This window comes from Streptomyces sp. NPDC107454, assembly GCF_055582885.1.
The window spans coordinates 133,731-159,635 of sequence record NZ_JBVJPA010000003.1 but is presented as its reverse complement, the minus strand read 5'-3'; the positions used below and the strand labels follow the sequence as shown (position 1 = coordinate 159,635).

Annotated in this window: 22 protein-coding genes and 3 tRNA genes; 16 read left to right on the top strand and 9 right to left on the bottom strand. The window is 72.3% G+C overall.

The features are described from left to right. Positions 1 to 61 precede the first annotated feature (61 nt). On the top strand, positions 62 to 1,321 hold the full coding sequence (locus tag ACZ69M_RS08350) for an AAA family ATPase (protein ID WP_470047790.1): 1,260 nt from the start codon (positions 62 to 64) through the stop codon (positions 1,319 to 1,321). Further along, entirely contained in the window at positions 1,318 to 2,556 is a 1,239-nt protein-coding gene (locus ACZ69M_RS08345) for a vWA domain-containing protein (protein ID WP_470047788.1), read from the top strand. The genes ACZ69M_RS08350 and ACZ69M_RS08345 overlap by 4 nt, the downstream gene beginning before the upstream one ends. Positions 2,557 to 2,610: 54 nt before the next feature. On the opposite strand, the gene ACZ69M_RS08340 is transcribed toward ACZ69M_RS08345, so the two are convergent. Both ACZ69M_RS08340 and ACZ69M_RS08335 read right to left on the bottom strand, forming a co-directional pair. Continuing rightward, entirely contained in the window at positions 2,611 to 3,612 is a 1,002-nt protein-coding gene (locus ACZ69M_RS08340; RefSeq protein WP_470048379.1) for a DUF3048 domain-containing protein, read from the bottom strand. A 155-nt stretch (positions 3,613 to 3,767) separates the two neighbouring features. Beyond that, positions 3,768 to 4,838 carry an ATP-dependent DNA ligase gene (locus tag ACZ69M_RS08335; protein ID WP_470047786.1) on the bottom strand — a complete coding sequence of 357 codons (1,071 nt, stop codon included), beginning with the start codon at positions 4,836 to 4,838 and terminating at the stop codon, positions 3,768 to 3,770. Between the two features lie 74 nt (positions 4,839 to 4,912). Between ACZ69M_RS08335 and ligD the strand changes: the two genes are divergently transcribed. Further along, complete coding sequence (gene ligD / locus ACZ69M_RS08330; RefSeq protein ID WP_470047784.1) at positions 4,913 to 5,935, top strand: non-homologous end-joining DNA ligase; 1,023 nt, start codon at positions 4,913 to 4,915, stop codon at positions 5,933 to 5,935. A 121-nt stretch (positions 5,936 to 6,056) separates the two neighbouring features. Then, on the top strand, positions 6,057 to 7,100 hold the full coding sequence (locus ACZ69M_RS08325; protein WP_470047782.1) for a LacI family DNA-binding transcriptional regulator: 1,044 nt from the start codon (positions 6,057 to 6,059) through the stop codon (positions 7,098 to 7,100). Positions 7,101 to 7,154: 54 nt separating this feature from the next. Here the strand turns inward: ACZ69M_RS08325 and ACZ69M_RS08320 are convergent, their stop codons facing one another. Both ACZ69M_RS08320 and ACZ69M_RS08315 read right to left on the bottom strand, forming a co-directional pair. After that, positions 7,155 to 7,820, bottom strand: a complete 666-nt coding sequence (locus ACZ69M_RS08320) for a TetR/AcrR family transcriptional regulator (protein ID WP_470048377.1) — start codon at positions 7,818 to 7,820, stop codon at positions 7,155 to 7,157. 194 nt (positions 7,821 to 8,014) lie between these two features. Then, positions 8,015 to 8,806 carry a VOC family protein gene (locus tag ACZ69M_RS08315; RefSeq protein ID WP_470047780.1) on the bottom strand — a complete coding sequence of 264 codons (792 nt, stop codon included), beginning with the start codon at positions 8,804 to 8,806 and terminating at the stop codon, positions 8,015 to 8,017. 233 nt (positions 8,807 to 9,039) lie between these two features. Here ACZ69M_RS08315 and ACZ69M_RS08310 point away from each other — a divergent pair, with 233 nt between their 5' ends. The 7 genes from ACZ69M_RS08310 (at position 9,040) to ACZ69M_RS08280 (ending at position 15,755) form a co-directional block, all read left to right on the top strand. Next, a complete protein-coding gene (locus tag ACZ69M_RS08310) occupies positions 9,040 to 9,288 on the top strand; it encodes a WhiB family transcriptional regulator (protein ID WP_470048375.1) in 249 nt (82 codons plus the stop codon). 180 nt (positions 9,289 to 9,468) lie between these two features. Then, a tRNA-Ala gene (locus ACZ69M_RS08305) sits at positions 9,469 to 9,540 on the top strand. A gap of 31 nt (positions 9,541 to 9,571) precedes the next feature. Further along, positions 9,572 to 9,643 (top strand) — tRNA-Gly (locus ACZ69M_RS08300). A 28-nt stretch (positions 9,644 to 9,671) separates the two neighbouring features. After that, positions 9,672 to 11,009, top strand: coding sequence for an SDR family NAD(P)-dependent oxidoreductase (locus ACZ69M_RS08295; protein WP_470047778.1), 1,338 nt, complete (start codon positions 9,672 to 9,674; stop codon positions 11,007 to 11,009). Further along, a complete protein-coding gene (locus tag ACZ69M_RS08290) occupies positions 11,003 to 12,226 on the top strand; it encodes a leucine-rich repeat domain-containing protein (RefSeq protein ID WP_470047776.1) in 1,224 nt (407 codons plus the stop codon). Before ACZ69M_RS08295 ends, ACZ69M_RS08290 begins: the two co-directional genes overlap by 7 nt. Next, positions 12,215 to 12,291, top strand: a tRNA-Trp gene (locus ACZ69M_RS08285). Before ACZ69M_RS08290 ends, ACZ69M_RS08285 begins: the two co-directional genes overlap by 12 nt. 95 nt (positions 12,292 to 12,386) lie before the next feature. Then, positions 12,387 to 15,755: a hypothetical protein gene (locus ACZ69M_RS08280; RefSeq protein WP_470047774.1), complete on the top strand. Its 3,369-nt coding sequence runs from the start codon at positions 12,387 to 12,389 to the stop codon at positions 15,753 to 15,755. A gap of 22 nt (positions 15,756 to 15,777) precedes the next feature. On the opposite strand, the gene ACZ69M_RS08275 is transcribed toward ACZ69M_RS08280, so the two are convergent. From ACZ69M_RS08275 to ACZ69M_RS08265, 3 genes are all read right to left on the bottom strand, one after another. After that, positions 15,778 to 16,755, bottom strand: coding sequence for an acyl-ACP desaturase (locus ACZ69M_RS08275; RefSeq protein ID WP_470047772.1), 978 nt, complete (start codon positions 16,753 to 16,755; stop codon positions 15,778 to 15,780). Positions 16,756 to 16,962: 207 nt separating this feature from the next. Then, positions 16,963 to 17,739 (bottom strand): dimethylargininase, encoded by a 777-nt coding sequence (gene ddaH / locus ACZ69M_RS08270; protein WP_470047770.1) that lies wholly within the window; start codon positions 17,737 to 17,739, stop codon positions 16,963 to 16,965. 169 nt (positions 17,740 to 17,908) lie between these two features. Continuing rightward, entirely contained in the window at positions 17,909 to 19,543 is a 1,635-nt protein-coding gene (locus ACZ69M_RS08265) for an ABC-F family ATP-binding cassette domain-containing protein (protein ID WP_470047768.1), read from the bottom strand. A gap of 301 nt (positions 19,544 to 19,844) precedes the next feature. On the opposite strand from ACZ69M_RS08265, the gene ACZ69M_RS08260 reads away from it, so the two are divergent. Both ACZ69M_RS08260 and ACZ69M_RS08255 read left to right on the top strand, forming a co-directional pair. Continuing rightward, positions 19,845 to 20,525, top strand: coding sequence for a GOLPH3/VPS74 family protein (locus ACZ69M_RS08260; RefSeq protein WP_470047766.1), 681 nt, complete (start codon positions 19,845 to 19,847; stop codon positions 20,523 to 20,525). A gap of 191 nt (positions 20,526 to 20,716) precedes the next feature. Then, complete coding sequence (locus tag ACZ69M_RS08255; protein WP_470047764.1) at positions 20,717 to 21,580, top strand: isocitrate lyase/PEP mutase family protein; 864 nt, start codon at positions 20,717 to 20,719, stop codon at positions 21,578 to 21,580. Positions 21,581 to 21,595: 15 nt separating this feature from the next. Here the strand turns inward: ACZ69M_RS08255 and ssgD are convergent, their stop codons facing one another. Then, complete coding sequence (ssgD, locus tag ACZ69M_RS08250) at positions 21,596 to 22,012, bottom strand: spore wall synthesis regulator SsgD (protein ID WP_384914978.1); 417 nt, start codon at positions 22,010 to 22,012, stop codon at positions 21,596 to 21,598. 258 nt (positions 22,013 to 22,270) lie between these two features. Between ssgD and ACZ69M_RS08245 the strand changes: the two genes are divergently transcribed. The 3 genes from ACZ69M_RS08245 (at position 22,271) to mmpA (ending at position 24,550) form a co-directional block, all read left to right on the top strand. Further along, the gene (locus ACZ69M_RS08245; protein WP_470047762.1) at positions 22,271 to 23,359 is read left to right on the top strand and encodes a WD40/YVTN/BNR-like repeat-containing protein; all 1,089 of its coding nucleotides are present in this window, start codon (positions 22,271 to 22,273) and stop codon (positions 23,357 to 23,359) included. Between the two features lie 246 nt (positions 23,360 to 23,605). Further along, positions 23,606 to 24,328, top strand: a complete 723-nt coding sequence (locus tag ACZ69M_RS08240; protein ID WP_470048373.1) for an endonuclease V — start codon at positions 23,606 to 23,608, stop codon at positions 24,326 to 24,328. Positions 24,329 to 24,403: 75 nt separating this feature from the next. Continuing rightward, positions 24,404 to 24,550 carry a morphogenic membrane protein MmpA gene (mmpA, locus tag ACZ69M_RS08235; protein WP_470047760.1) on the top strand — a complete coding sequence of 49 codons (147 nt, stop codon included), beginning with the start codon at positions 24,404 to 24,406 and terminating at the stop codon, positions 24,548 to 24,550. A 20-nt stretch (positions 24,551 to 24,570) separates the two neighbouring features. On the opposite strand, the gene ACZ69M_RS08230 is transcribed toward mmpA, so the two are convergent. After that, positions 24,571 to 25,743, bottom strand: a complete 1,173-nt coding sequence (locus ACZ69M_RS08230) for a saccharopine dehydrogenase family protein (protein WP_470047758.1) — start codon at positions 25,741 to 25,743, stop codon at positions 24,571 to 24,573. Between the last annotated feature and the right edge of the window lie 162 nt (positions 25,744 to 25,905).

The following is a 25,905-nucleotide window of genomic DNA, read 5'->3' as shown; positions in this document are numbered from 1 at the left end:
CAAGCGCACCCGCCAAGCGCATTCACCCACTAGTTCCTCCACGACCTAAAGGTGATGAAATATGTCTACATGTACACCGCTCGTCGCGACCGACACTCCTGCCGACCCGGCCCCCGCCTCTCAGATCGACGTAGCAGGCGCGTTGCTGGCCCTGCTGCGTGACGCCGGCACCGAACCGCGCCCCGACATCCAGCTGGAGGCCCTGACGCTGGCCGTGGCCGCCGACCTGCCCGTCCTCCTGTGGGGTGAGCCGGGGATCGGCAAGACCGCGGCCCTGACCCAGCTCGCCGCGGCCCTGGACCTTCCGCTGACCACCGTGATCGCCAGCGTGCACGAGCCGTCCGACTTCTCGGGACTGCCCATCGTCGGCGACGACCCCGCGCAGCAGGGTGTCCCGATGGCCCCGCCGGACTGGGCGGTGCGACTGGTACGGGCGGGCCGCGGGCTGCTGTTCCTGGACGAGCTGTCCACCGCGCCACCGGCCGTCCAGGCCGCCCTGCTCCGCCTCGTCCTGGAGCGGCGGATCGGCGCCCTTCAACTGCCGCCCGAGGTCAGGATCGTGGCTGCCGCCAATCCGCGGTCCTCGGCCGCCGACGGCTGGGAGCTGAGCCCGCCGCTGGCCAACCGGTTCGTGCATCTTCAGTGGACCCACGACCACGAGGTCGTGGTGCGCGGCCTCGGGGGGACATGGCCGCGGGCGACACTGCCCCGGCTCGACCCGGAGCGGTTGCCGGAGGCCGTGGACTTCGCCCGCCGCGCGGTGTGCGGGCTCCTCTCCGCCCGCCCCGGACTCGTGCACAGGCTGCCCAGCAATGAAACGCGCCGGGGCGGTCCCTGGCCGTCGCCCCGAAGCTGGGAGATGACCCTGGGTCTCGTCGCCTTCGCCACCGCGGCCGGCTCCTCCCGAGAAGTGCTTTCCCTGCTGGTCAGGGGCACGGTGGGGGACGGTCCTGGGCTGGAGCTGCTGGCAAGCCTGGACCGGATGGACCTCCCGGACCCCGAGACGCTGCTCGCCGACCCGGCGGGTGCCGACCTGCCCGAGCGGGGGGACCTCCGCCAAGCCGTGCTCGACGGTGTGGTGGCCGCGGTCCGCGGGCGTCCGGAGAAGTCCCGTTGGGACGCGGCATGGGCGCTCCTGGTGCGGGCGCTGGAGACCGGAGCCCCGGACCTGGTGGTCGTCCCGGCGACCACACTCGCCTCGCTGCGCCAGGAGGACTGGGACGTTCCGGCCGCGATCGAGCGGCTTGCCGGCGCGGTGTCCCTGTCCCGGCGGGCGGACCGGGCGGCGGTCAGGACCGCCGCCGCGAAGGCCGGACGATGACCGCGCCCGCACCGGGGACACTGGACCTCGACAAGCTCTTCGCCGCCCGGCTGCACGCCGCCCGGGTCCGGCCCTACCTGGCCACGGCGCTGTTCGCCCTGCACACCGTGGAGTCGCGGCGCGTGCCGACGATGGCCGTCGACCGGCACTGGCGCTGTTACGCCTCGCCGGCGTTCGTGGACCGGACCCCGGTGGAGGAACTGGCCGGGGTGTGGGTGCACGAGGTGTCGCACCTCCTGCGCGACCACCACGGGCGCGGGGACAGGGTCGCGCGGGAGCGCGGACTGACCGGCCCGGGGGAACGGCTGCGGATGAACATCGCCGCGGACTGCGAGATCAACGACGACGCGTTCGGCGACGGACTGCTCCGGCCCGAAGGCGTCGTCACGCCGGGATTCTTGAAGCTGCCCGAGGGACAGCTCATGGAGGACTACCTGAGCCAGTTCCGCCTCGGGGCGCTCACCCAGAGCCTGGCCTGGCTCGACTGCGGAAGCGGCGCCGACGGACTCGAACGGGAGTGGGACCTCGGCCCGGACGGCGCGCACGGCCTCAGCCCGCAGGAACGGGACGCGGTGCGGTTCCGGGTGGCGCAGGGCATCACCGCCCGCCCGGGGGACACCCCGAACGGGTGGCGGCGGTGGGCGGACGAAGCGTTCCACCCGCCGCAGCCCTGGCGCGAGTTGCTGGGCGCGGCGGTCCGCTCGGCGGCCTCCAGCTCCGGCGTGGGCGAGGACTACACCTACGGCCGGCCGTCGCGGCGCTCGGCCGGGGTGCCCGGCGCGGTGCTGCCGAGCCTGCGACGCAGGCCGCCACGGGTCTGCGTGGTCATCGACACCTCCGGGTCGGTCAGTGACGCCGAACTGGGCAGCGCGCTCCTCGAGGTCACCGCCATCTCCCGCGCCGTGGGCGGCCGCCGCGACCTGGTCACCGTGGTGCCCTGCGACGCCGCGGCCCCGATCGCGCACCCGCTGTGCCGTGCCGAGGGAATTCCGCTGGTGGGCGGCGGGGGTACGGACCTGCGCACGGGCTTCGCGAAGGCGCTCAGGGCGCAGCCCCGGCCGGACGTCGTCGTGGTCCTGACGGACGGGCAGACGCCGTGGCCGGACCGGCCACCGTGCCGGACGGTGGTGGGGCTGTTCCCCCGGGAGCCGGCAGCCGGGTCGGGGGGCGAGGACGATCCCGACTACGCACCGGACGCACCGCCCGCGTGGGCACGGGTGGTAGTCATCGGATAGCCCCCGCCACGGTCACGGCTTCGTCGTCACGGCTCAGTCGTCATGGTTTCGTCGTCATGCCTTGGCGAGGACCACCCACACCTGCCCCTTCGCGAAGTTCATCGGCGCGCCGTCGGTGGTCGTGAAGTCCGTGCCGTCGCCGGCGGTCGGGCGCTTCCAGTCGACGTCGAAGACCTTGCCGTCGCGCAGTACCTTCGCCGTCCCCGAGCCCACCGTCTGCGTGTACGGCGTGTTGTTGCCGAGGACGTCGTGGTACTTGGAGTTGCGCACCTTCACGTACTGCACGACCACGGTCGCGGGCGCCACCCGCTTCCCGTCCGTCGTCACCGTCGGTGTCCCGTCCATCGACACCAGCCAGCGGTGCTTGCTCGCCGACCAGGCGAAGGTGAAGCGGGCCGAGGGGAAGCGCACCGTGCGCGAGGTCTCCGGGCTGCCGCCCGCCGGGGCGGCACCGAAGTGGAACCCGGTGGTGAGGGCGGCGGCCCCCGGCGCGGAGCGCATGAGCTGTTTCGGGTGCAGAAAGAGGTTGTGGGGGGCGACCTTGGAGGCACTGCGGTAATACGCGCTGGAGCCCTGATCGGCCGACACCGCATGCACGGGTGCCTTGGCGATGACCGGCAGCAGCTTGTGCTGGGCACCCGAGAAGGCGAGCGTCGGCATGTCGAACTGGCGCAGCAGCTCCAGGTCCGACTCGCGCGCACTGCGCACCGGCCCGACGGCCTGGGGCAGCTTGCTCGCGTAGATGGCCATCAGCCGGCTCAGACCGCCCTCGACCTGCTCCGCGTAGACGACGTCCGCCACGTCGAGACCCGTCTGGGGGCGCGCCGCGCTCACATTGTCGATCTTCACGGCGAGCACGGGACCGGCGCCGGCGGTACTGGAGGGGCTCTGGGGCGGCCCCGTCTCCTGCCCTTGGCTGTGGCTCGGTGCCGGGGCGCGTCCGTCGTCGGTAGCGCTGCTGCCCGAGGAGCAGCCCGTCAGCAGAGAGCCCGCCGCGGCGACGGTCAGCAGCGCCGCCGTCATCGCGCCGCACCGCGTCCGCGCCATCTGTCGCATGCTCAACGTGCCACCCTGTCCCGTGCCATCGATTGTGCGCTCATATGTTCATCGGTGGCCATACCCGCCCACTTCTGCACGCGCGCGTCGAGTTGGGCCGATCAGCCCACTTGTTGGACCGATCGGGCCGCGGGTCGGTTGTGCGGGTGACAGCGTCAGTTCTGCGGGCCGAGGATCTCCGCGAGGTCGTACCCGACGGGCTCGTCCAACTGGCTGTACGTGCAGCTCTCCGCGGTCCGGTCCGGGCGCCAGCGGCGGAAGCGGGCGGTGTGACGGAACCGCGCGCCGTTCTCCATGTGGTCGTACGCCACCTCAGCCACGCGCTCGGGCCGCAGCGGCACCCAGGAGAAGTCCTTCTTCGTCGACCACCGGCTGGGCGCGCCCGGCAGCCGCGCGGACTCGTGCGCCGATTCCTGCGACCAGGCCGCCCAGGGATGCCGCTCGACGTCCTCCATGCGCAGCGGCTCCAGCTCCTCCACCAGCTGTGCCCGCTGTTTCATCGGGAAGGCGGCGCTCACCCCCACGTGCTGGAGAGTGCCCCGGTCGTCGTACAGACCGAGCAGCAGGGAACCGACGACGGGCCCGCTCTTGTGGAGGCGGTACCCCGCGACGACGACGTCCGCGGTGCGCTCGTGCTTGATCTTGAACATGGCCCGCTCGTCCTGCCGGTAGCGCAGGTTGAGCGGCTTGGCGATGATCCCGTCGAGGCCCGCGCCCTCGTACTGTTCGAACCACCGTTCCGCCACCTCGCGGTCCGTGGTCGCCGGTGCCACGTGAACCGGGGCCGTCACCCCCGACAGCGCCGTCGTCAGCAGGGCCCGCCGGTCGCCGAGGGCCACGTCGAGCAGCGACTCGTCGGCCAGTGCCAGCAGATCGAAGGCCACGAAGGAGGCGGGAGTCTTCTCCGCCAGCATCCGCACCCGGGAGTCCGCGGGATGGATGCGCTCGGTGAGCGCGTCGAAGTCGAGCCGTCCCTCCCTGGCGATCACGATCTCGCCGTCCATCACACAGCGCTCCGGCAGCCGCTCCCGCAACGCCGCCACCAGCTCGGGGAAGTACCTGGTCAGCGTCTTGCCGGTACGACTGCCGAGCTCGACCTCGTCGCCGTCGCGGAACACGATCGCGCGGAAGCCGTCCCACTTCGCCTCGTACTGCATGTCCGGCGGGATCTTCGCCACGGACTTGGCGAGCATCGGCTTCACGGGCGGCATCACCGGCAGATCCATGCTCCGATTCTGCGGCGACACGATGCCTTTCGCCCGGTGTGCGAGCTGTACGGGCTGGGCCTACCGTGGCTCGCATGGCCGATGCGGTGGAACTCGACGCAGCCGGGAGGACCGTACGTCTGTCCAGCCCGGGCAGGATCTTCTTTCCGGAGCGCGGCTTCACGAAGCTGGACCTCGCCCAGTACTACCTGTCCGTCGGCGAGGGCATCCTGCGTGCCCTGCGCGACCGCCCCACCACCCTGGAGCGGTACCCGGAGGGCGTCACGGGCGAGAGCTTCTTCCAGAAGCGGGCGCCCAAGAACATGCCCGACTGGATCCCGACCGCGCACATCACCTTCCCCAGCGGGCGCACCGCCGACGAGATGTGCCCCACCGAGGTCGCGGCCGTGGTGTGGGCCGCGCAGTACGGCACCCTCACCTTCCACCCGTGGCCGGTGCGCCGCGACGATGTCGACCACCCCGACGAGCTCCGCATCGACCTCGACCCACAGCCCGGCACGGACTACGAGGACGCCGTGCGCGCCGCCCATGAGCTGCGCGAGGTCCTGCACGAGTACGGCGATCTGCGCGGCTGGCCCAAGACCTCCGGCGGACGAGGGCTGCATGTCTTCGTCCCGATCGCGCCGCGCTGGACCTTCACCCAGGTCCGCCGGGCCGCGATCGCCGCCGGGCGCGAACTCGAACGCCGGATGCCCGACCAGGTGACCACCGCCTGGTGGAAGGAGGAACGCGGCGAGAAGATCTTCGTCGACTACAACCAGACCGCGCGCGACCGCACGATCGCCTCCGCCTATTCGGTACGGCCCCGCCCGCACGCCCCCGTCTCCGCGCCCCTGCGCTGGGACGAGGTGGCCGACGCGCGTCCCCGGGACTTCGACCTGGCGACCATGCCCAAGCGCTTCGCCGAACTCGGCGATGTGCACGCCGACATGGACGACCACGCCTTCTCCCTCGAAGCGCTCCTGGAGTTGGCCAGCCGCGATGAACACGACCACGGCCTCGGGGACCTGCCGTATCCCCCCGAGTACCCGAAGATGCCGGGCGAGCCCAAACGGGTGCAACCGAGCCGGGCCAAGCGCGAGGACGACAGGGCCTGAGATCCTGCCCGGCGGCTCCGGTCGGCGGTCCCGCGGGCGGAGCTGACGCGGTCGGGGAGCGCTCTCAACGCGTGCTGGCCGGGGCTATCCTTCTTGGCAACCGCCGAGGAGGAGCCCTGAGGTGACCGAGACAGCGTCGCGCCCCACGCTGGAGGCCGTGGCCGCGCGAGCCGGGGTCTCACGGGCGACCGCCTCACGCGTCGTCAACGGCGGCGACGGGGTGCGCGAACCGCTCGTCGAGCGGGTCAGACGGGCCGTCGAGGAGCTCGGTTACGTCCCCAACCAGGCCGCCCGCAGCCTGGTCACCCGGCGTCACGACGCCGTCGCCGTCGTCATCGCCGAACCGGAGACCAGGGTCTTCGCCGACCCCTTCTTCGCCCTCCAGCTCCGTGGCATCAGCAAGGAGCTGACCGCACACGACTCGCAGCTCGTCCTGCTGCTCACCGAGGGCCGCGACGACCACGCGCGCGTCGGCCGGTACCTCGCCGGCGGCCATGTCGACGGCGCGCTCGTCTTCTCGCTGCACCTCGACGACCCGCTGCCGGAGCTGATCCACGGCGCGGGCGTGCCGACCGTGTTCGGCGGGCGACCCGGCTGGGGCGACGGTGCACGGCGGGCCGTCTACGTCGACAGCGACAACCGGGGCGGCGCCCGCGAGGCCGTACGCCATCTCGTCGGACTCGGCCGCACCCGCGTCGCGCACATCACCGGCGCCCTCGACCAGACCTCCGCCGTCGACCGGCTCGACGGCTTCCGGGACGTCATGGGCGACGCCGATCCGCGGCTCGTCGTCGAGAGCGACTTCACGCCCGCGGGCGGCGAGCGTGCGATGCGGGAGCTGCTGGATCGCTGCCCGGACGTCGACGCGGTGTTCGCGGCGAACGACCTGACGGCCTCGGGAGCCCTGCGGGTGCTGCGCGAACGGGGGCGGCGGGTGCCGGACGACGTCGCCGTGATCGGGTTCGACGACATGCTGCCGGTCGCCGAACAGACGGACCCACCTCTCACGACGGTCCGTCAGGACATAGAGGAAATGGGCCGGTTGATGGCCCGGCTGCTGCTGCGCGACCTCGATCGCCGGGCGGGCAAGCAGGGGCAGGGGGCGGACGGTGGCCCGGCCGGCGTGGTGCTGCCGACGACGTTGGTGCGACGGGTTTCCGCGTAGGGCGTCGCTCCCGTGGTGCGCCCGCCCGCTCCGGTTCGCATCCCTTCGCCTACTTCAATCCCGGTGCGGGCCCAAATTGCCGAGGAAGGTGCCGAGTTGGGGCGCGGTGAGCGACGGCTCGGGCAGCGGGGCGGCGGTGGGGGAGGCGCGCAGTCCGTCGAGGAGGAGGGCGAGGGGGCGGCGCCAGGCGTCCGGGGCGGTGCTCGTGAGGGCCGGGACGGCGCGGCCGAGTACGGCGAGCGCCACGAGGAGGTCCTCGGTGGTGAGATCGTCGCGGACCGTGCCCTGTTCGCGGCCGCGGCGCAGGAGCACCTCCACCGTCTCCCGGTTGTGGGCGTGCACGGAGTCGAGGGAGTGGACGCCCTCCAGATGCGTGGTCATCAGATCGTTGGCACCGCGGTCGGTGGCGAGGCCCTCGAAGACCTCTTCGACGTATCCCAGCAGACCCGCCCAGGCGTCGTCGGCGGTCCGGGCCCGGTCTCCGGCGTCCATGGTCTGTGTGAGCGAGTCGCTGAAGACCGCGTCGACCAGCGCGGCGCGGCTGGGGAAGTGCCGGTAGAGCGTGGCGTTTCCGACACCGGCCCGGCGTGCGATCACATCGAGCGGCGCGTCCAGGCCCTGCACGGCGAACACCTCGCGAGCCGCCTCGACCAGCAGCTCGCGGTTGCGCCGCGCGTCGCGCCGCCGCACCGGACCGGGCCCGTTCACGTCGACCTTCATCATGTCGCCTCTCGGAAGTTCCGGGGAGCGCTCCCCGGAACTGATGGTAGCGTCGAACCGAGAACTGGGGAGTTTTCCCCGTTTTCCGGGCGGAGGGCAGCAGACCAGGTCAGAGCTGAAGGCAGACCAGGGCAGAACTGAAGAGGGGGCCGGTGAGGCCCCGTGCAGGAGCCCCACCGGCCTCGCCCGTACGCTCAGCTCTCTCGCGTGGCGCTCTTGATGACCGCGAAGCGCGCCCCGTACGGGTCGGCGAGCTTCGCCATGCGGCCGACGCCCTCCAGGTCCGTGGCGGGCATACGGACCGTGCCGCCCAGCTCCTGGGCCTTGCTGACGGTGGCGTCCGTGTCGGTGACCTCGAAGTACGGCAGCCAGTACGCGCCCGTCTGGGCCTCGGTCGGGTCGTCGGCCAGCGGGACGACGCCGCCGAACATGTCCGTCTCCTCCGCCCCGGCGGGGTTGATGCAGGTGTACGTGCCGCCGGGGAACGAAGCGGCCGAGGTCTCCCAGCCGAACACGGAGTTGTAGAACGCGGCGGCCGCCGGCTCGTCCGGGGTGTAGAGCTCGACCCAGCACAGCGAACCCGGGTCACCCGCCACGTCGATGCCCTTGTTCAGGCCCGGCTGCCAGATGCCGAAGGACACACCCGCCTCGTCCGCGAGAATCGCCATGTGGCCCTGGCCCATGACGTCCATGGGCTGGAAGAGCACGCTGCCGCCGGCCTGCTCGGCGGCCTTGGCCGTGGCCTGCGCGTCGGGGCTCTGGAAGTACACCGTCCAGGAGGGCGGGCCCTGCTCCTCGGTGGTCTGCATACCGCCCGCGGCGGTCTTTCCGGCGAGCTGGAAGAAACCGTAGCCGCCGGCGTCGGGGCCTGCCGACTGGAACTGCCAGCCGAAGAGGCCGCCATAGAAGGACGAGGCGCCTTCGATGTCGGGGGTGCCGACATCGAGCCAGTTCGGAGCGCCGGTGACAAAGCGGGTGGTGAGCATGTTGTGCCCTCCTCTAAGGGGTCCCGTTGCCTGTACTGCCGAGTCTGGCACCGCCCACTGACAATCGCCGCCAGGACTCCCACCGCGGGCAGGAGGGACCATTGTGATTACCCTGGGTGATCGGTTATGTTTGTTTTGTTTTCATACTCTGCGGCGAGCCGCCTGGTGCCTCGGTACATGGCGTTGATCCCGCGTTGATCGAACGTTTTTCGCGGCGCGGCACGATTCTCGTCATGCACACCGACACCATGACCCCGGCCGACTCCGCCTGGCAGGAGCAGGCGTTGTGCGCGCAGACCGGGGCCGATTTCTTCTTTCCCGAGCCGGGCAGCTCGGTGCGTGAGGCGAAGCGCATCTGCGGGATGTGCGAGATGCGCCCCGCCTGCCTCGAGTACGCGCTGAACAACGACGAACGCTTCGGCGTCTGGGGCGGCCTGTCCGAGAAGGAACGGCTCAGCCTCCGGCGCGCGGACCAGAACTGACCTCCACGACGCCGAAACGGCCCCTACGAGGCCGGGCCCCGCGCCGGTCGCCGTGAACAGCCGCGTCCGGGCGGCGCCTTGCCCCGGTCCAGGGCCCTGCCGTAATCGGTCCCGGTCCGGAGCCCTGCCGTAATTCGGTGGGGCGATCCGGCGGCGGTGGTTACGATCGCCGTGGCGCACCCGGGCGTAGAGCAGAGGCAGACTCGCCGCCTTGGCAAGGCGGATACGCCGGTTCGAATCCGGTCGTCCGGGCTGCGTCCGGCCGGGTGGACCGGGACAGCAAGGTCCTGTGGAGCAGAGGCAGACTCACCGCCCGTCCAAGGCGGATACGCCGGTTCGAATCCGGTCAGGACCACGGCGGCGCACACGCGGGGCGGGGACACATGGGTGACGGCGGCGCGATCACGCAGGACGAACTGGCGGCGTTCCACCGTACGGTCGGCAAGCTGCGGGCACTGCCCGTCGACGACCCGGTGAGGCTGCGCGCCGAGCAGGTCGCCGCGTCCTTCGCGCGGGACGGGCGGGTGCGCAGGCGCAAGGTGCGCGGCGCCGAACTCTGCGCCGCCGACGCGGCCGTGATGGCCGCGACCGCGACGGGAGCGCTCGACCGGCGGGAGGACGCACCGCTCGACCGTCCCGGGGGCGGCGGCGTCTTCGTGAGGCCCCGTTCCTGCTATGTCTGCAAGACGCCCTATCGACAGGTCGACGCCTTCTACCACCGGCTGTGCCCGGACTGCGCCTCGGACAACACCGCCCGGCGTGCGCTCACCACCGACCTGAGCGGCCGTCGCGCGCTGCTCACCGGAGGCCGGGTCAAGATCGGCTTCCAGCTGGCCCTGATGATGCTGCGCGACGGCGCAGAACTCCTGGTCACCAGCCGCTTTCCGCACGACACCATGCGTCGCTTCCGCGCCGAACCGGGCAGCGCGAAGTGGCTGGACCGGCTGACGGTGCTGGCGGTGGATCTCCGTGATCCGCGCCAGGTGCTGGGGATCTGCGAGCAGTTGAGGCAGGAGGGCGAGCCTCTCGACATCCTGGTCAACAACGCCGCGCAGACGGTACGGCGGCCCGCCGACTCCTACGCGCTGCTGGCCGCCGGGGAGCGCGCCGGACTGCCCGAAGGGGCCCGGGAGGCACCGGGGTTCACCCCGATGCGGGCGCTGGCCGGTGGTGGTCCCTCCGCGCTCCCCGCGGCGCTGCGGGAGGCCGACGAGGCAGGGCTGCTGCCCGACCCCTCCCCGGAGAACTCCTGGTCGGCCCGGCTGGGCGCACTCGACCCGGCCGAGGTCCTGGAGACCCAGTTGGTCAACGCGCTCGCCCCGGCGCTGCTCTGCGACCGGCTGCTGCCCCTGCTGCTCGCCTCGCCCCACCCGCGGCGATATGTCGTCAACGTGACCGCCGTCGAGGGCCGCTTCGCCGTACGCAACAAGATGGCCGGCCATCCGCACACCAACATGGCCAAGGCCGCCCTCAACATGCTCACGCGCACCAGCGCCGCCGAACTCGCCGAACAGGGCGTACACATGTGCGCCGTCGACACCGGCTGGATCACCGACGAGAACCCCGCTCCCAAGAAGGAGCGGATGGCGGGCGCGGGGTTCCGCACCCCCCTCGACATCGTGGACGGAGCGGCCCGGGTGTACGACCCGATCGTGCGGGGCGAGGCGGGCACACCCGTGTCCGGGGTGTTCCTCAAGGACTACCGGGAGGCGGAATGGTGACCGAGCCGCAGCGGCAGCCGGACCCGCGGTTCGCGGGCGTACCGGCGGTCGTACCGCGCCCCTTGACCGAACTCGCCCCGCTGCTCGACTGGTTGCGCGACGGCCGCCCGGCCGGCGAGCGGCTGGACTTCACGGCCGGTACGGCGCTGCCCGACGGGCGCCTCGACCTGTGCAAGCAGGGACTCGGAGCGCGGGGCGCCGCGCTGGTCGCCGAGGCCCTCTCCGAGATGTCCGGCGTCTCCGAGAGGCCCTCTCCCGTACGGCACTTGCTGCTCGGCACCGACGGGCTCGGCGACGAGGGAGCCGCCGCGGTCGCCGCGCGTGCCGAGGTCGAGACGCTCTACCTCGGCTGCAACGGGATCACCGCGGGCGGCGCCTGCCGTATCGCCGACAACCTGCGCGCCTCGCCGCGGGTCGTCACGGGCGTCTGGCTCAAACGCAACCCGCTGGGCAGCGGGGGAGGGCGGGCCGCAGCCGAACTCGTCGAAGCCGTACGATCGTTGCGCACGCTGGACCTCGTGCAGACCGGGCTCGACGCGACGGGCGCCGTCGTCCTCGCCGACGCCCTCCTCGCCGCGACGGAGAACGGCCGCCGCGTCGAGCGGCTGTTCGTGGGCGGCAATCCGCTCGGCGCGGCGGGCGCGGTGCCGCTGTCCGCGCTCATCGCCGAGGGCGCGGTCGACGAACTCTACGTATCCGCGGCAGGGTTGGGAGACGAGGGCGCGCTGCGTCTGGCCGACGCGCTGGCGCGGGCACCGCACGGACGGCTCACCCGGCTCTCCGTCGCCAGCAACGGCATCGGGCCGAGCGCCGCCGCCCGGCTGGTGGCGGCGGCGACCACGGCGGGAGTCACCCTGCTCGACCTCGGGCGGGTGCGGGCGGCCGCGGTGCTCGGTGCCGCCGACAACCGCGTCGACCTCACGGCGGCCACCGACATCGCCCACACCCTCGCGAGCGCCGGACACCGCCTCACCCACCTCGTCCTCGCCCACACCGGCATGCGCAGCCGCGAGGCCCACCGTCTCCTCGACACCGCCCCGCGCGCCGCGACCGCGACCCGGTTCGTGCTGGGGCAGTCCATCGCGACCAGTGTGAAGCGGCGCCTGGACGCGCTCAGCGCACACCTCCCGATGCCGTCGGTCCCGGCCGACGTCGCCGCCGTACGCAGCGTCCACCGCACGGCGCCGCTACGCTCGGACTCAAGGGCGGGGCCGTAGCGCAGAGGCAGGCGCACCTGGTCTCCAAAACCGGAACACGCTGGTTCGAATCCAGCCGCCCCGCCCCCTGCCCCTCAGGTTTCCCGACGATGCCCCCGGCCCGCCGGAGCACACCGGGAAACCAGTACGCCACGCGCGCTCCAGCAGGCACAATCCCCGCATGGATCGCACCCCGCAGCGGCACGCCGACAGTCTGCTCAACGCCCTCGACCCGCTGCCCTTCCCCCAGCGCATGCGCGAACTCGCCCTGCGGGTGAAGGAACAGGCCCCGCTGCGGCCCATGCTGGAGGAACTCGAATCCCGCGGACCGTACGAACGGGGGATCGCCGTCGTCGCGGCCGCCATAGGCCGCGACGCCGAGTGGATCGCGGACCGCATCGCCGACCCGGACGCCTTCGTGCGCGGACACGCCCTCCGGGTCGCGGACAGCCTCCAAGTGCCGGACTCCGCCTACGAGTCGGCACTCGACGACGTCCCGGAGGCGGTCCGCAGGGAGCTGTTGCGCGCGATCGTCGCGGGACGGCGCACGGCACTGGCCGACCGGCTGCTGCCGGGGCTGCGGCGGGACTGGGGCGACGCCGAGGCGGCCCGTCTGCTGCCGGGCTGCGCGCCGGAGACGGTCGCCCGGCTGCTGCCCGAACTCTTCCACGCCGTCACCGGCTGGAAGACCCTCGCCAGGCGGCATCCCGGCACCCTTCTCGATGTCGCGGAAGGCGAGCTGGCGGCGCTCCCCGAGGCCCTGCGGGACACCTGGTGGGGCCGGTACGTCCCGGGCGTGGCCGCCACCGTCGCGACGGAGCCCCTGCGCGTGCTCGACCTTCTCGTACGCTTCGGGCCCGCCATCCTGCCCCGCCCGCTGCACGACCACTTCCCGCGGTTCGCGGCGGCCGACCCGAGCCGGCTGCTGCGACTGCTGCTCACCCCCACCGGATTCGCCGCGCGCCGCTACCGCGCCCTGCGCCCCGCCGTGCTGCGCAGGCTGGCCCGTTCCGACGCGCCCGAACTCCCTGCATTCAGCAGGGTCTTGGCCGACTGGGGTGATCTCGCGCCGCTCGTGAAGGCACTGCCGCCGGCGCGACGCCACGCCTTCTACCAGGCCGCACAGGAAGGCCGAGGAGCCGGACACGCCACCATCGACACGATGATCCTCGCGGTGCTGCCACGCAGCAGTGTCACCGAAGAGGCCCGACGCGCGGCGGCCGTCGCACGCGAGCACGGTGCCCCGTGGAACGCCCTGCTGCTCGCCGAGTCCTTCCTGCCCGTCGAGGAAGCACGCGAACGGCTCGTCCAGGCCACCCGCCGCCCGTCCGCCGAAGACCGCGCCGAAGCCTGGACGTTGCTCATCCGCAACGCCGCCCGCTCCGGCGACCACACGGCCGTCACGTCCGTCCTGGAGGAGATGGGCCGGCTGCGCAACGAACACGACCCGGTGCGCTCGGCCGCGCTCGACGCACTGTCCAGGGTGCGGCCCGCGCTGTTCACCGAGGACGCCGAGCCGCACCTCGACCGCATCACGGCGGACGCCGTCGAGGCCCGCGACTCCTCGCCCGCCACCCGGGAGAACCTCAGCGACCTCGCCCTGTCCGTACTGCGCGAGCACGCGGCGGGCGGACAGCGTGAGCTGGTGAACTGGGCCCTGCGCACCCTGGTCCGGATCTCCGGCAACACCGGTGGCGCCGACCTCGGCCGTCTCGACACGACCCTGCGGCGCGGCCAGGAGCACCAGGTGTACGAGGCCCTGCGCCCCTGGATCGAGGCGGGTGCCGAAAAGGCCGACTACAGCCTCGCCTTCACGCTCGCCCGCGCGGTCGGGCGGCGCGCCGCCGGCATGCCCGAACTTCAGGAACTCCTCTGGCAGGCCATCCGGTACGGCAATGACGCGACCATGCGCCACGCGGTCGAACTGTGGCTCGAGCCGCCCGCGACCCGCGACGAACGGGTGGCCCGCATCCTCGCGTTCGAACCGTCCGCGGGCACGCTGTGGCCGGTCCTGGGGATCGTCACCCGGCACCGCACCGACCTGCTCGACCCGCTGCTCGCCGAGACCCCTCCGTACGGCCGCTTTCTGACCAAGGGCACCCCCTGGACCGTACCGGTGGATCGCGACGTACGGCGCTGGGCGCCACGCCAACAGCACGCGGTGGCACGACAGTTGGCGGACCGGACCGAGGACGTCGCGCTGCCGCTCTTCGAGCGGGCCGCCGCCGTCCAGCAGGGCGCCCTCGTCCCCGGCAGCGGCACCGATCTCGTACGCCACTGGACCGGGTCCCCGGACGTACTGCTCGCCGAGGCGGCGCTCGCCGCACTCGCGCGTACGGACCGGCCCGCCGACGCGCTGCCCGAGCTGCTGGCGCACGCGGGCGGCGAGCGGGCGCGGGTCGCCGTCTACGCGGCCACCCAGGCGTCCCGGTACGCGGCGCCCTCGCTCCTGGCCGCGCAGCTGCGCGCGGTGCTCTTCGCGCCGCGCGCCAAGGTGACCAGCCGCAAGGAGGCCGCCCGGCTCGCCGCCGTACGCCTCCCGATGCCACGGGCGGCGGCGCTGCTGACCGAGGCGTACGCGGCGCCGGGCACCCACGTCGACGTCCGCGCCGCCATCGTGGCCTTCGCGGGCGGCCTGCTCGCCGAGGAGCCGGTCTGGGGACTGCTGCGCGACGCCGCGGGCGCCGAGCCGGTACTGCGCACAGCGATCCTGCGCGTCACCCCGCTTGACCTGCCCGAGCCCCACCGCGAGCGGTACGCCGGACTGGTCCGCGAGGTGTCGTCCACCGACGATCCCGAGACCGCCACCCTGGCCTTCGACGCCCTGGCCCGCTGGGCGCCCTGGTCCCCCGAGTCGCCGACGGTCCTCGCCGACGCCGTCACCGATCTGACGGGGCGCGTCAGCTGGCGCGCGGCGGCCAATGGTCTGGTGACCGCGGCGATGGGCTCACCACGCGGCGGCCGGGGCCTGCAACAGGCGCTGCGCGCGTTGGCGGAGGCGGAGACGGCCGCGGCGACGGAGGAGATCGGCCGCGCCGATGCCGACGAGCGGCGCGACCGACCGGCCAGGCAGCGCGTCGACTACCTCGTCGTGCGCCTCGCCCAGCAGGCCAGAACGGCCCCGGGACCCATCCGGCCGGCGGCCCTCGCCGCAGGCGAGCTGCTCGCCGGGTACGACGCCTTCGTACCGCAGGCGGCCGCAATCACGGCGTTCCACCTGGACCTCGACGGGGAACCGGGGGACCTGGGGCGCCTGGCCGCCCTCACCGAGGGACGCCCGGCGCTGGCCGCACGGACGGCCCGGGAGCTCGGGGAGCGACTGCGACGGCAGGCACACGAGGGGGATCCCGACGTCCTGCTGGAGGTGGCGCGGCGGCTGGGCGCGCACGGCGGACACGGCGAGGGGCTGCTCGCGGCGGCCGTCACCGGGGCGATCGGCGCCCGCACGGGCTGGGCCGCGCCCTGGCGGGAGCGGCTGAGAGCACTGCGCCGCCACCCGGTGGCCGACGTGCGGGACGTGGCACTGGACCAGGTGACGGCGTACGAGTGAGGCGGCTTCGACCGGAAAGGGGTCAGCCGGCGGCGCGCGCGGCCATCCGCGCCTTGCGGGCCGCGAGCTTCTCGTCGAACTTCGAGGCCTCCGCGTCCAGGCCGCCCATGAAGAAGCCGAGCTCCTCCTGGGCCTGCAGACCCTCGGGGCCGAGGCCGTCCATCTCCAGGACCTTCAGGTGGCGCAGCACCGGCTGCAGCACGTCGTCGTGGTGGATGCGCATGTTGTAGACCTCGCCGATGGCCATCTGCGCGGCGGCGCGCTCGAAGCCGGGCATGCCGTGACCGGGCATCCGGAAGTTGACGACGACGTCGCGGACGGACTGCATGGCCAGGTCGGGGGCCAGCTCGAACGCGGCCTTGAGAAGGTTCCGGTAGAAGACCATGTGCAGGTTCTCGTCGGTCGCGATGCGCGCCAGCATGCGGTCGCAGACCGGGTCGCCCGACTGGTGACCGGTGTTGCGGTGCGAGACGCGGGTCGCGAGCTCCTGGAAGGCGACGTACGCGACCGTGTGCAGCATCGAGTGGCGGTTGTCCGACTCGAAGCCCTCGTTCATGTGCGCCATACGGAACGCCTCGAGCTTGTCGGGGTCGACGGCGCGCGAGGCGAGCAGGTAGTCGCGCATCACGATGCCGTGTCGGCCCTCCTCGGCGGTCCAGCGGTGCACCCAGGTGCCCCAGGCGCCGTCACGGCCGAAGAGCGCGGCGATCTCGTGGTGGTAGCTCGGCAGGTTGTCCTCGGTCAGCAGGTTGACGACCAGCGCGATCCGGCCGATCTCCGTGACCTTGGACTGCCCCTTGTCCCAGGCCTCGCCGTCCTCGAAGAAGCCGGGGAAGTTCCGGGCGTCGCTGAACGGCACGTACTCGTGCGGCATCCAGTCCTTGGCGACCTTGAGGTGGCGGTTGAGCTCGGTCTCGACGACTTCTTCCAACGCGTAGAGCAGCCGAGCGTCGGTCCAGGCGGCGGACGGGCTGCCAAGGTGGGGAGAAGTGATCGTCACGGGTGCTCCAGGGGGACGTGAAAATACCGAGCGAGTTACTGAGGGTGTTGCCGGGTGTCTTACCGAGGGTGTTGCCCGGCGGGTCACCGAGCCGGAGACGAAACCTACGGCATCGTAGGCTACGTATCCGTAGGTTACGAAACCGTAGGTTAAGTTCGCTGTAAAGAGTGCCTGATCAGTGGGGGTCTCAGCAGCGATCGGGCGTGCTCAGACGTACAGCTCTCGAAGCCGTACCGAGAGGCATGTCACACACCCCTCGAGCTTCTCGAACTCGCTGATGTCCACGAGAACCGGTTCGTGACCGAGGCCCGCGAGCAGCTCCGCCGTCTTCGGGGCGCTCGCCGCCATCAGCAGCTTCCCGCCACCGAGCAGCACGACGTGCGCCCCGGACTCCTCCGGCACCGGCAGGAAGCGCGGGAACAGCGAAGGCGTGTCCACCAGGGGCTCATGGCCGATGACCGTCCCGTCGGGCAGCGCGGTGACCGCCGACTTCAGATGCAGCACCTTGTTCACGGGTACGGCCACGACCCGCGCCCCGAGCGGTTCGAGGGCCGCCCGCAGCTGCTGGACCCCGGCCGCGTTGGTGCGCCCGCCGCGGCCCACGTACACCGTGTCGCCGACCTTCAGGACGTCGCCGCCGTCCAGGGTGCCCGGTTCCCAGATCCAGTTCACCGAGCAGCCCAGCCGGGCCACGGCCTCCTCGACCCCGGCGGTCTCGGCGCGGCGGGACTCGGCGCCGGGGCGGGAGATCAGCGCGACATTGCGGAAGACGACCACGGCGTCCTCGACGAACACCGAGTCGGGGCAGTCGTCGGCCGGATCGACCTCTACGGTTTCCCAGCCGTGCGTGCGCAGCGCCTCGGCGTACGCCTCCCACTGCTCGACGGCCAGGTCGACGTCCACCTTCTCGCGCTCGATGTGCGTCACCAGTCCCTCGGCGAGACGGGGACTGGGCCTGCGGATGAGGGCTTTCTGGCTGGGCACGTGCGGTCTCCGAATCGGCAGGGTGCGTCGGCGCACATCATGCAGCGCCGTTCGCGCGCACAACAGCCCCCGACTCGGCACCCCCGGACCGGACGGCGGGCGGACCCGTGTCCGAATGTGACGCGGGGCGGTGCCCGGAGGCGACGTTAGTCAGCCTCCGGGCCCGGCGCTATGTCGGATACCCGACAGCTTCCGCCGTGGTTTCTTTCAGTTCTCCTCCTTCCAGCAACAGCCGGCGTGTGATTCCGATCGACTCCAGGAACGGCAGGTCATGGCTGGCGACGATCAGCGCGCCCTCGTAGGACTCGAGCGCCGTGGTGAGCTGACGGACGCTCGCCAGGTCGAGGTTGTTGGTCGGCTCGTCGAGCATCAGGAGCTGCGGAGCGGGCTCGGCGAGCATCAGCGCCGCGAGCGCCGCCCGGAATCGTTCGCCGCCGGAGAGCGTCGCCGCCCGCTGGTCGGCCTTCGCCCCCTTGAACAGGAAGCGGGCGAGCCGCGCCCGGACCCGGTTGTTGGTGGCGGCGGGCGCGAAGCGGGCGACGTTCTCGGCCACGGTCAGCTCCCCGTCGAGCACATCGAGCCGCTGGGGCAGGAACCGGAGCGGCACATGGGCCAGCGCCTGGCCGGACACGGCCTCCAGCTCCCCGGCGATCGTCCGCAGCAGCGTCGTCTTGCCCGCGCCGTTGCGCCCGATCAGCGCGATCCGCTCGGGCCCGCGCAGATCGAACACACCGTGCACGCGCGCGCCGTACCTCAGCTCCAGGTTCTCCAGCGTGAGCACGGTGCGGCCCGGCGGTACGGCCGTGTACGGCAGGTCGACACGGATCTCGTCGTCGTCCCGTACGGCCTCCACCGCGTCGTCGAGCCGGTCCTTCGCCTCGGCGAGCTTCTCCTCATGCATGATGCGGTGCTTGCCCGCCGACTCCTGGGCGGCCCGTTTGCGCGCACCCATGACGATCTTCGGCTCGCGCTTCTGCTCGAACATCTTCTGCCCGTAGCGCTTGCGACGTGCGAGCTTGACCTGCGCGTCGACCAGCTCGCGCTTCTGCTTCTTCAGATCGGCCTCGGCGACGCGCACCATGCGCTCCGCCGCCTCCTGCTCGCCGGCGAGGACCTCCTCGTACGCGGAGAAGTTGCCCCCGTACCAGGTGACCTCGCCCGACCGCAGATCGGCGATCTGGTCGACCAGATCCAGCAGTTCGCGGTCGTGGCTGACCACGACCATGACCCCGGACCAGGCCTCGACGGCCGCGTACAGCCGCCTGCGCGCATACAGGTCGAGGTTGTTGGTGGGCTCGTCCAGCAGCAGGATGTCCGGCCGGCGCAGCAGCAGCGCGGCCAGGCGCAGCAGAACCGACTCGCCGCCCGAGACCTCGCCGATGGTGCGGTCCAGCTCGACGTGCCCGAGCCCGAGTTCGCCGAGCATGGCGAGCGCCCGCTCCTCGACGTCCCAGTCGTCGCCGACGACGTCGAAGTGCTCCGCGGCCGCGTCGCCCGCCTCGATGGCGTGCAGCGCGGCACGCGTGGCGGCGATGCCGAGCGCCTCGTCGACCCGCAGGGCGGTGTCGAGCGTGACGTTCTGCGGCAGACAGCCGACCTCGCCGGTGACGCGGATCGTGCCGTCGGCCGGGGTCAGTTCGCCCGCGATCAGCTTCAACAGGGTGGATTTCCCTGATCCGTTGACGCCGACGAGTCCGGTCCTGCCGGGGCCGAAGGCGATCTGAAGGTCGTCGAAGACGGTGGTTCCGTCCGGCCAGGCGAAGGAGAGGGAGGTGCAGCTGAGAGAGGTGGGGAAAGTAGACATGAGGGCCTCGCGATTACTGGGTGCGGTCAGGGGCACGCGTTCGGGACACCGCGAGGTGACGACGATCCGGTCAGGAGGGCGGAAAGAAGGCCCTGTGAACCAGAGGACGGCTCATACGCCGAGGTCGCACGCTGCGCACACGGGGGCGACAAAGCCCACGGTGTGACGCGGTGTCTCAGACCTCAGACGAGCAACGTCCTTCTCCGATCGACGACAACAGGACCGCTCTACACCGTAGGAACGGCCCTCAACGCTGTCAACGCATTAACGTGGCCCCGACCTCGACCCCGAAGGAGACGCCGTGCCCAACGGCTCGCTGTCGCTGCCCGCCCGGCTCTATCTGCTGGCCTGGGACACCACGAGGCTCAAGGTCACGGGGGCGACCCACCTCCACCACCTGGTGCGCGCCGGCGCGCTCACGGAGCTCGCCCAGCGCGGACTGCTCGCCGACGTGGACGGCATCGCCACACCGGTCGACGCCGACGCCCATACGGGGGACCTCGTGCTCGACGGACTGCTGGAGCTGGTGGAGGAGTCCCGGCCCCGGAAGTGGAAGGCGTGGGTGACCCTGCGGGCGCGCGTCACCCTGGACGCGGTCCGCGCGCAGCTCGCCGCCGAGGGATACCTGAAGGCCGAGAAGAAACGGGTGCTCGGGCTCTTCCCGTCCGTGGAGTACGAGCTGGAGCGGGTGTCCGCGGTGGAGGCGCTGCGGGAGGAGGCACGGAGCGTGTTGGAGGGGCCCGTGCCCGTCGAGCAGGTCTCCGACCGCGACGCGGCCCTCGTCGCCCTCGCCGCCGCGGCCGAACTGCGCACGCTGGCGTCGGGCAAGGACCGCAAGCTGTACAAGCAGCGCATCGAGGAGCTGACCGACCGCAGCGGAGCGGCGGCACCGGCGCTGAAGAAGGTCATCCAGGAGGTGCGCACCGCGATCGTCGTGGCGGCCACGGCGGCATCGACGTCGGGCGCGGCGACTGGGGGCTGAGGCGCGCGGGAAGGGGCCGGGGGAACGGGCGGGGGGGGGAGGGGAAGAGGAGGGGAAGAGGCGGGGGAAGGGGCGCGGGGGACCGCGCGAGCAACCCCCGGCGACCCGCATCCGGCCATGCTTCCCGGCCCCCACGCACATGTCGCATTCCTGCCAGCCCCCGCCCCGCCCCCGGTGATGGGATCGTCCCCATGACGAACCAGAACCCCACCCACGAAACCGCCCTCGCCTTCCGCGCCCTGCACATCCCCGGCCGCCCTCTCGTCCTCCCGAACGCCTGGGACACGGCGAGTGCGCGCCTGGTCGAGGAGGCGGGGACCGCCGCCGTGGCGACGACCAGCGCGGGGCTCGCCTGGGCCCTGGGAACGGCCGACGGGGACCGGCTGGACAGGGACCGGGCCCTCGGCGCGGTCGCTCGCATCGCCGCCGCGGTCCGGGTCCCGGTGAGCGCGGACATCGAGAGCGGCTACGCGAAGGACGCCGCGGGCGTCGGGGACACGATCCGCGCGGTGCTCGCGGCCGGCGCCGTGGGCGTGAACATCGAGGACGCGCTGTACGACGGCGAAGGTGACGACGGCGACGGTGACGGCGGACGTGGCCCGCTGCGTCCGGTCGCCGAGCAGGCGGAGCGTATCGCCGTGGCCCGTGCCGCAGCCGATGCGGCGGGTGTCCCGCTGTTCATCAACGCGCGCATCGACACCGTGCTGAGGAGCGCGGGAGGGGTCGAGGAGACCCTGGAGCGAGCCGCCGCCTTCCTCGCTGCCGGAGCCGACGGGATCTTCGTTCCCGGGGCCGTCGACCCGGGGACGGTCAAGTCGCTCGTGGCGGGTGTCGAGGGCCCGCTCAATGTGCTGGTCGGTCCCGGTGCACCGTCCGTCGCCGAGCTGGCCGCGCTCGGGGTCGCCCGGATCAGCACGGGCTCGAGCATCGCCGAGGCCGCGCACGCCGTGGTCCGCCGTGCCGCGCGGGAGCTGCTGAGCGCGGGAACCTACGACTCGCTGACCGGTGGACTCGCCTACGCCGAGCTCAACACCCTGCTGGGCGGCGCTCGCTGAGGGCGGGGGCGCCGCTCAGCAGGTGCCCCGCATCAGCTCCTCCAGGTCGTGGTCCAGGTCGACCTGGAGATGCTCGAGTCCGACGGGCACCAGCTCGGTCGTGCGCTGGAGGAACTTCCGCACCTCGCCCGAGCGCACATGCACCACGGCGGTGCCCTCGGGGGCGTGGAACTCCAGAACGGTGCGGTCGTAGCCGTACGGCCGCACCCGTACGTCGCCGTACCCCACGGAGTCCTCCATGCCGGACGTGAGCAGCTCGCGCGCGAACGTCCAGCAGACCTCCACGCCCTCCAGAGTGGCCGGGGCGGGGAAGGTCATACGGACGGCGAAGGGGTCGCTCCGGTCGTAGTGGAGCGTTGCGGGAATGCTCGGCATCCGCGGGGCGGCGGCGACGAGGCGGGCCTCTACGGGCTGCTCGATGACGGTGGACAACGCCTTGCTCCCTTGTGACGGCTGGACGAACTCCGGGCGGATGAGGCCGGGCAATGTATGAGACGACGGAATGAGCCATTCAGTGCACCTGAAACGCAAGTGACCTCTGTCACCGAGTTCATTCACCTCGGTGACACGTAGTGATCCATTTCTCGTTCCGACATGCCCGCGATACCGGAGAGGACACCAACCGGGGCCCCCGGGTTCCCGCCGAGGGCATCTGGACGGCGCCCGGGGAGTGGGCTAGCTTCGCCCGCCATGAGGGGCTTGGGGAAGTCGAGACGTACGAGTCGGGCGGTCACCGTGGGACTGTGCGCGGCGGCGTTCGCCGCCGCGCTGACGGCGGCGCCCGCGCAGGCACACGAGGCGGGGAAGGCGGCCCACTGGGCGCTCAAGGACAGCGGCACCGACGTTCGTTTCCGCGGGCTTTCGGCCGTCAGCTGGGACACCGCCTGGGTGGCCGGCGCCAAGGGCACCGTCCTGCGCACCACCGACGGCGGCGCCGGCTGGCGGAACGTCTCGCCGCCGGGCGCCGCCGACCTGGAGTTCCGCGACATCGAGGCGTTCGACGCGCGGCGCGCGGTGGTCCTCGCCATCGGGGAGGGCGAGGCTTCCCGGGTCTTCAGGACCGACGACGCGGGCGCGACCTGGACCGAGTCCTTCCGCAACACCGACGCGAAGGCCTTCTACGACTGTCTGACCTTCTTCGACAGGCGCCACGGCCTCGCGATGAGCGACCCCGTGGACGGCAGGTTCCGCATCCTGTCCACCAGCGACGGCGGACGCTCCTGGAAGCTGCTGCCCAGCGACGGCATGCCCGCCGCGCAGGACGGCGAGGCGGGCTTCGCCGCCAGTGGACAGTGCCTCGTGAGCGCGGGATCGCACGATGCCTGGCTGGCCACCGGCGGGGGCGCACACGCGCGTGTGCTGCATTCCACCGACCGGGGACTGACCTGGAAGGCGGCCGAGACGCCGATCCCGGCGGGCGACCCGGCGCGTGGCGTCTTCGCCCTCGCCTTCCGGGACCGCGCCCACGGCCTCGCGGTCGGCGGCGACTACCGCGCCGACCAGCCATCGCCCCAGGCGGCCGCCCTCACCCCCGACGGCGGGCGCACCTGGACCCCCGCCGCCCAGCCGCCGCCCGCCTACCGCTCCGGTGTCGCCTGGCTCCCGCACAGCCGCACCTCCGCGCTCGCGGTCGGCCCGACCGGCACCGACCTCACGACCGACGGCGGCCGCACCTGGCGCACCCTGGACACCGGCTCGTACGACACCGTGGACTGCACCCCCGACCTGGGCTGCTGGGCGTCCGGGGAGAAGGGCCGGGTCGCACGTCTGGAACGCTGACCGTCGCGTGCCCCGAGGCGAGCGGGGTACCCGTGTCGCCGACGCGCAAGCAGGCGATCGGCGACACGGAAGGAAGTGAGCCGCACGTCCACCCAGGACATCTCCTCCGGCAGGCGCGGCGCCGACATCCGCGGCCGGTCGGACATGAACAAGGAGGAGCTGAAGCGCGCGCTGGGCGACAAGTGACCGCCCAGAGACCTCTTCCGGTGCTGTGGGCTTAGGCTCGTCGGCACCATGAACACCTCGTTGAACACCGTACCGATTCCCTCGGGTTGGCCCGTGACCGAGGAGCAGGCCCGCGCCGTGCAGGACGAACTGCGGGGGCGTGTGGTGCTCGACGAGCCCGGGCCACCACCCGGCAGCGGCAGAGTGACGGGCGTGGACGTGGCGTACGACGACGAGCGGGACGTCGTCGTGGCCGCGGCCGTCGTGCTCGACGCGGCGACCCTCGCCGTCGTCGCCGAGGCCACCGCCGTCGGACAGGTCTCCTTCCCCTACGTCCCCGGGCTGCTCGCCTTCCGCGAGATCCCGACCGTGCTGGCCGTGCTCGACGCGCTGCCGTGCCCGCCGGGTCTCGTGGTCTGCGACGGCTACGGTCTCGCCCACCCCCGCCGTTTCGGCCTCGCCAGCCACCTCGGCGTCCTCACCGGGCTCCCCACGATCGGGGTCGCCAAGAACCCGTTCACCTTCTCCTACGAGGAGCCCGGCGCCCGGCGCGGCAGCGCCTCCCCGCTGCTCGCGGGCGAACCGACGGGTCCGGAGGAGGTCGGTCGCGCACTGCGCACCCAGGACGGCGTCAAGCCGGTCTTCGTCTCGGTCGGCCACCGGGTGAGCCTCGACAACGCCTGCGCGCACACCCTCGCGCTCACCCCGGAATACCGCCTCCCGCAGACCACCCGAAGTGCGGACTTTCTGTGTCGACGGGCCTTGAAGGAGGCAACTCCCTCAGGGGCCTCACCCGTTGACTGAGCAGGTGCCCTGAGTACGTGTTCTGAGTACTTGTACGGATGTGCGGGCGCCGTCATGATCGGCAGGCTGTTGCGCATGACGACGCACGGTTCCCCGAAGCCCGCCACCGGAGCCACCCAGCCCGTCGAGCGCACCGTGATGGCCGCGCTCGTCCTCTCCGTCCTCGCCGGGGTCGGCTGGATCGGCGGGATGATCTACACGGTGCTGGGCTGGCCGCTCTAGAGGGGACGTTCCGGACGGTCCTACCGGGACGCGGCCACCCGGAAGGTGATCCCCGCCCCGCGCAGCCGTTCGATGAGCGCGTCGCCCATCGCCACCGCCGTCGTGACCTGTCCGGCCGTTTCCGGCAGGTCGTCGAAGGCGAGCGACAGCGCGGACTCCGCGAACATCTTGGCGGTCTCGCCGTAGCCGGGGTCGCCACCCGCGACCTCCGTGAACACGCGGCGCCCGCCGCCCTCGCCCACGAATCGCACCGAGAACCAGCTCTTCGCCCGCCGCGAGGCACTGGGGCCCTCGCCCGGCTTGATCCGGTCGGACAGCCAGCGTCGCGCGGGCGGCACCTGGGCCGCCGCGAACACCGCGCCGACGGCCGTGACCCCGCCCACCGCGACCGGCAGCCGTTCGACGGCCGCGTAGTGGCGGTAGCGGAAGTCGGGCCCGTAGCGCTCCAGCGCCCGCGCCGAACGCTGCACGATCTGGGCGTCGATGGTGGGCAGCGGCAGCGCCCATGCTCCGACCTCCTTGGCGAACCGCGGCGTGCTCAGCGGCGCGTGTGCCCGCCGTCCGACCAGCCGTGGTTCGTGCCGTCCGCGATCCCGCGCCGCGGCCAGGATGCGCCGCCCGCGCGCGAACTGGGTGAGCGCGGAGGCGAACGTGCCGCCCGAGAACATCGCCTGTGCGCGGACGAAACCGTCGACCCGCAGCGGCACGTCCTCGGGCAGCTGCCGCACCGTGAAGTAGGCGCCCAGGTCGTGCGGAATCGAGTCGAAGCCGCAGGCGTGCACGAGGCGGGCCCCGGTCTCCCGCGCGCGTGCGTCGTGCCGGACGTACATCAGGTCCACGAACTCGGGCTCGCCGGTGAGGTCCAGATAGTCGGTGCCCGCGTCGGCGCAGGCGGCGACCAGCTCCTCGCCGTGCAGGATGTACGGCCCGACGGTCGTCGCCACCACGCGCGCGCCGCGGGCGAGTTCGCGCAGCGACGCCGGATCGGCGACATCCGCCACGAGCACGTCGGGGACACCGGACAGCCGCTCCCGCAGCCGTGCCAGCTTTTCCTCGTCGCGGCCCGCGATCGCCCAGCGCAGCCCCTCGGGCGCGTGGGCGGCGAGGTACTCCGCGGTGAGGGCCCCGACGAACCCGGTGGCTCCGAAGAGCACGATGTCGTACGTGCGATCCGTCCCGTTCAGCCTGCTCATGACACCCCATCTGTCGTGCGCGAAGCGCCGTTGTCGGTGGCTGAGGCTAGCGTGAGGTACGAGCAGCCGAACGATGAGGTCGGCATAGAGGTCGGAGGTGGCCGTGACCGTGCAGGGGAACGCGCGCCGGCCGTGCGGCGGCATACGTCGCTGACGTGCCCT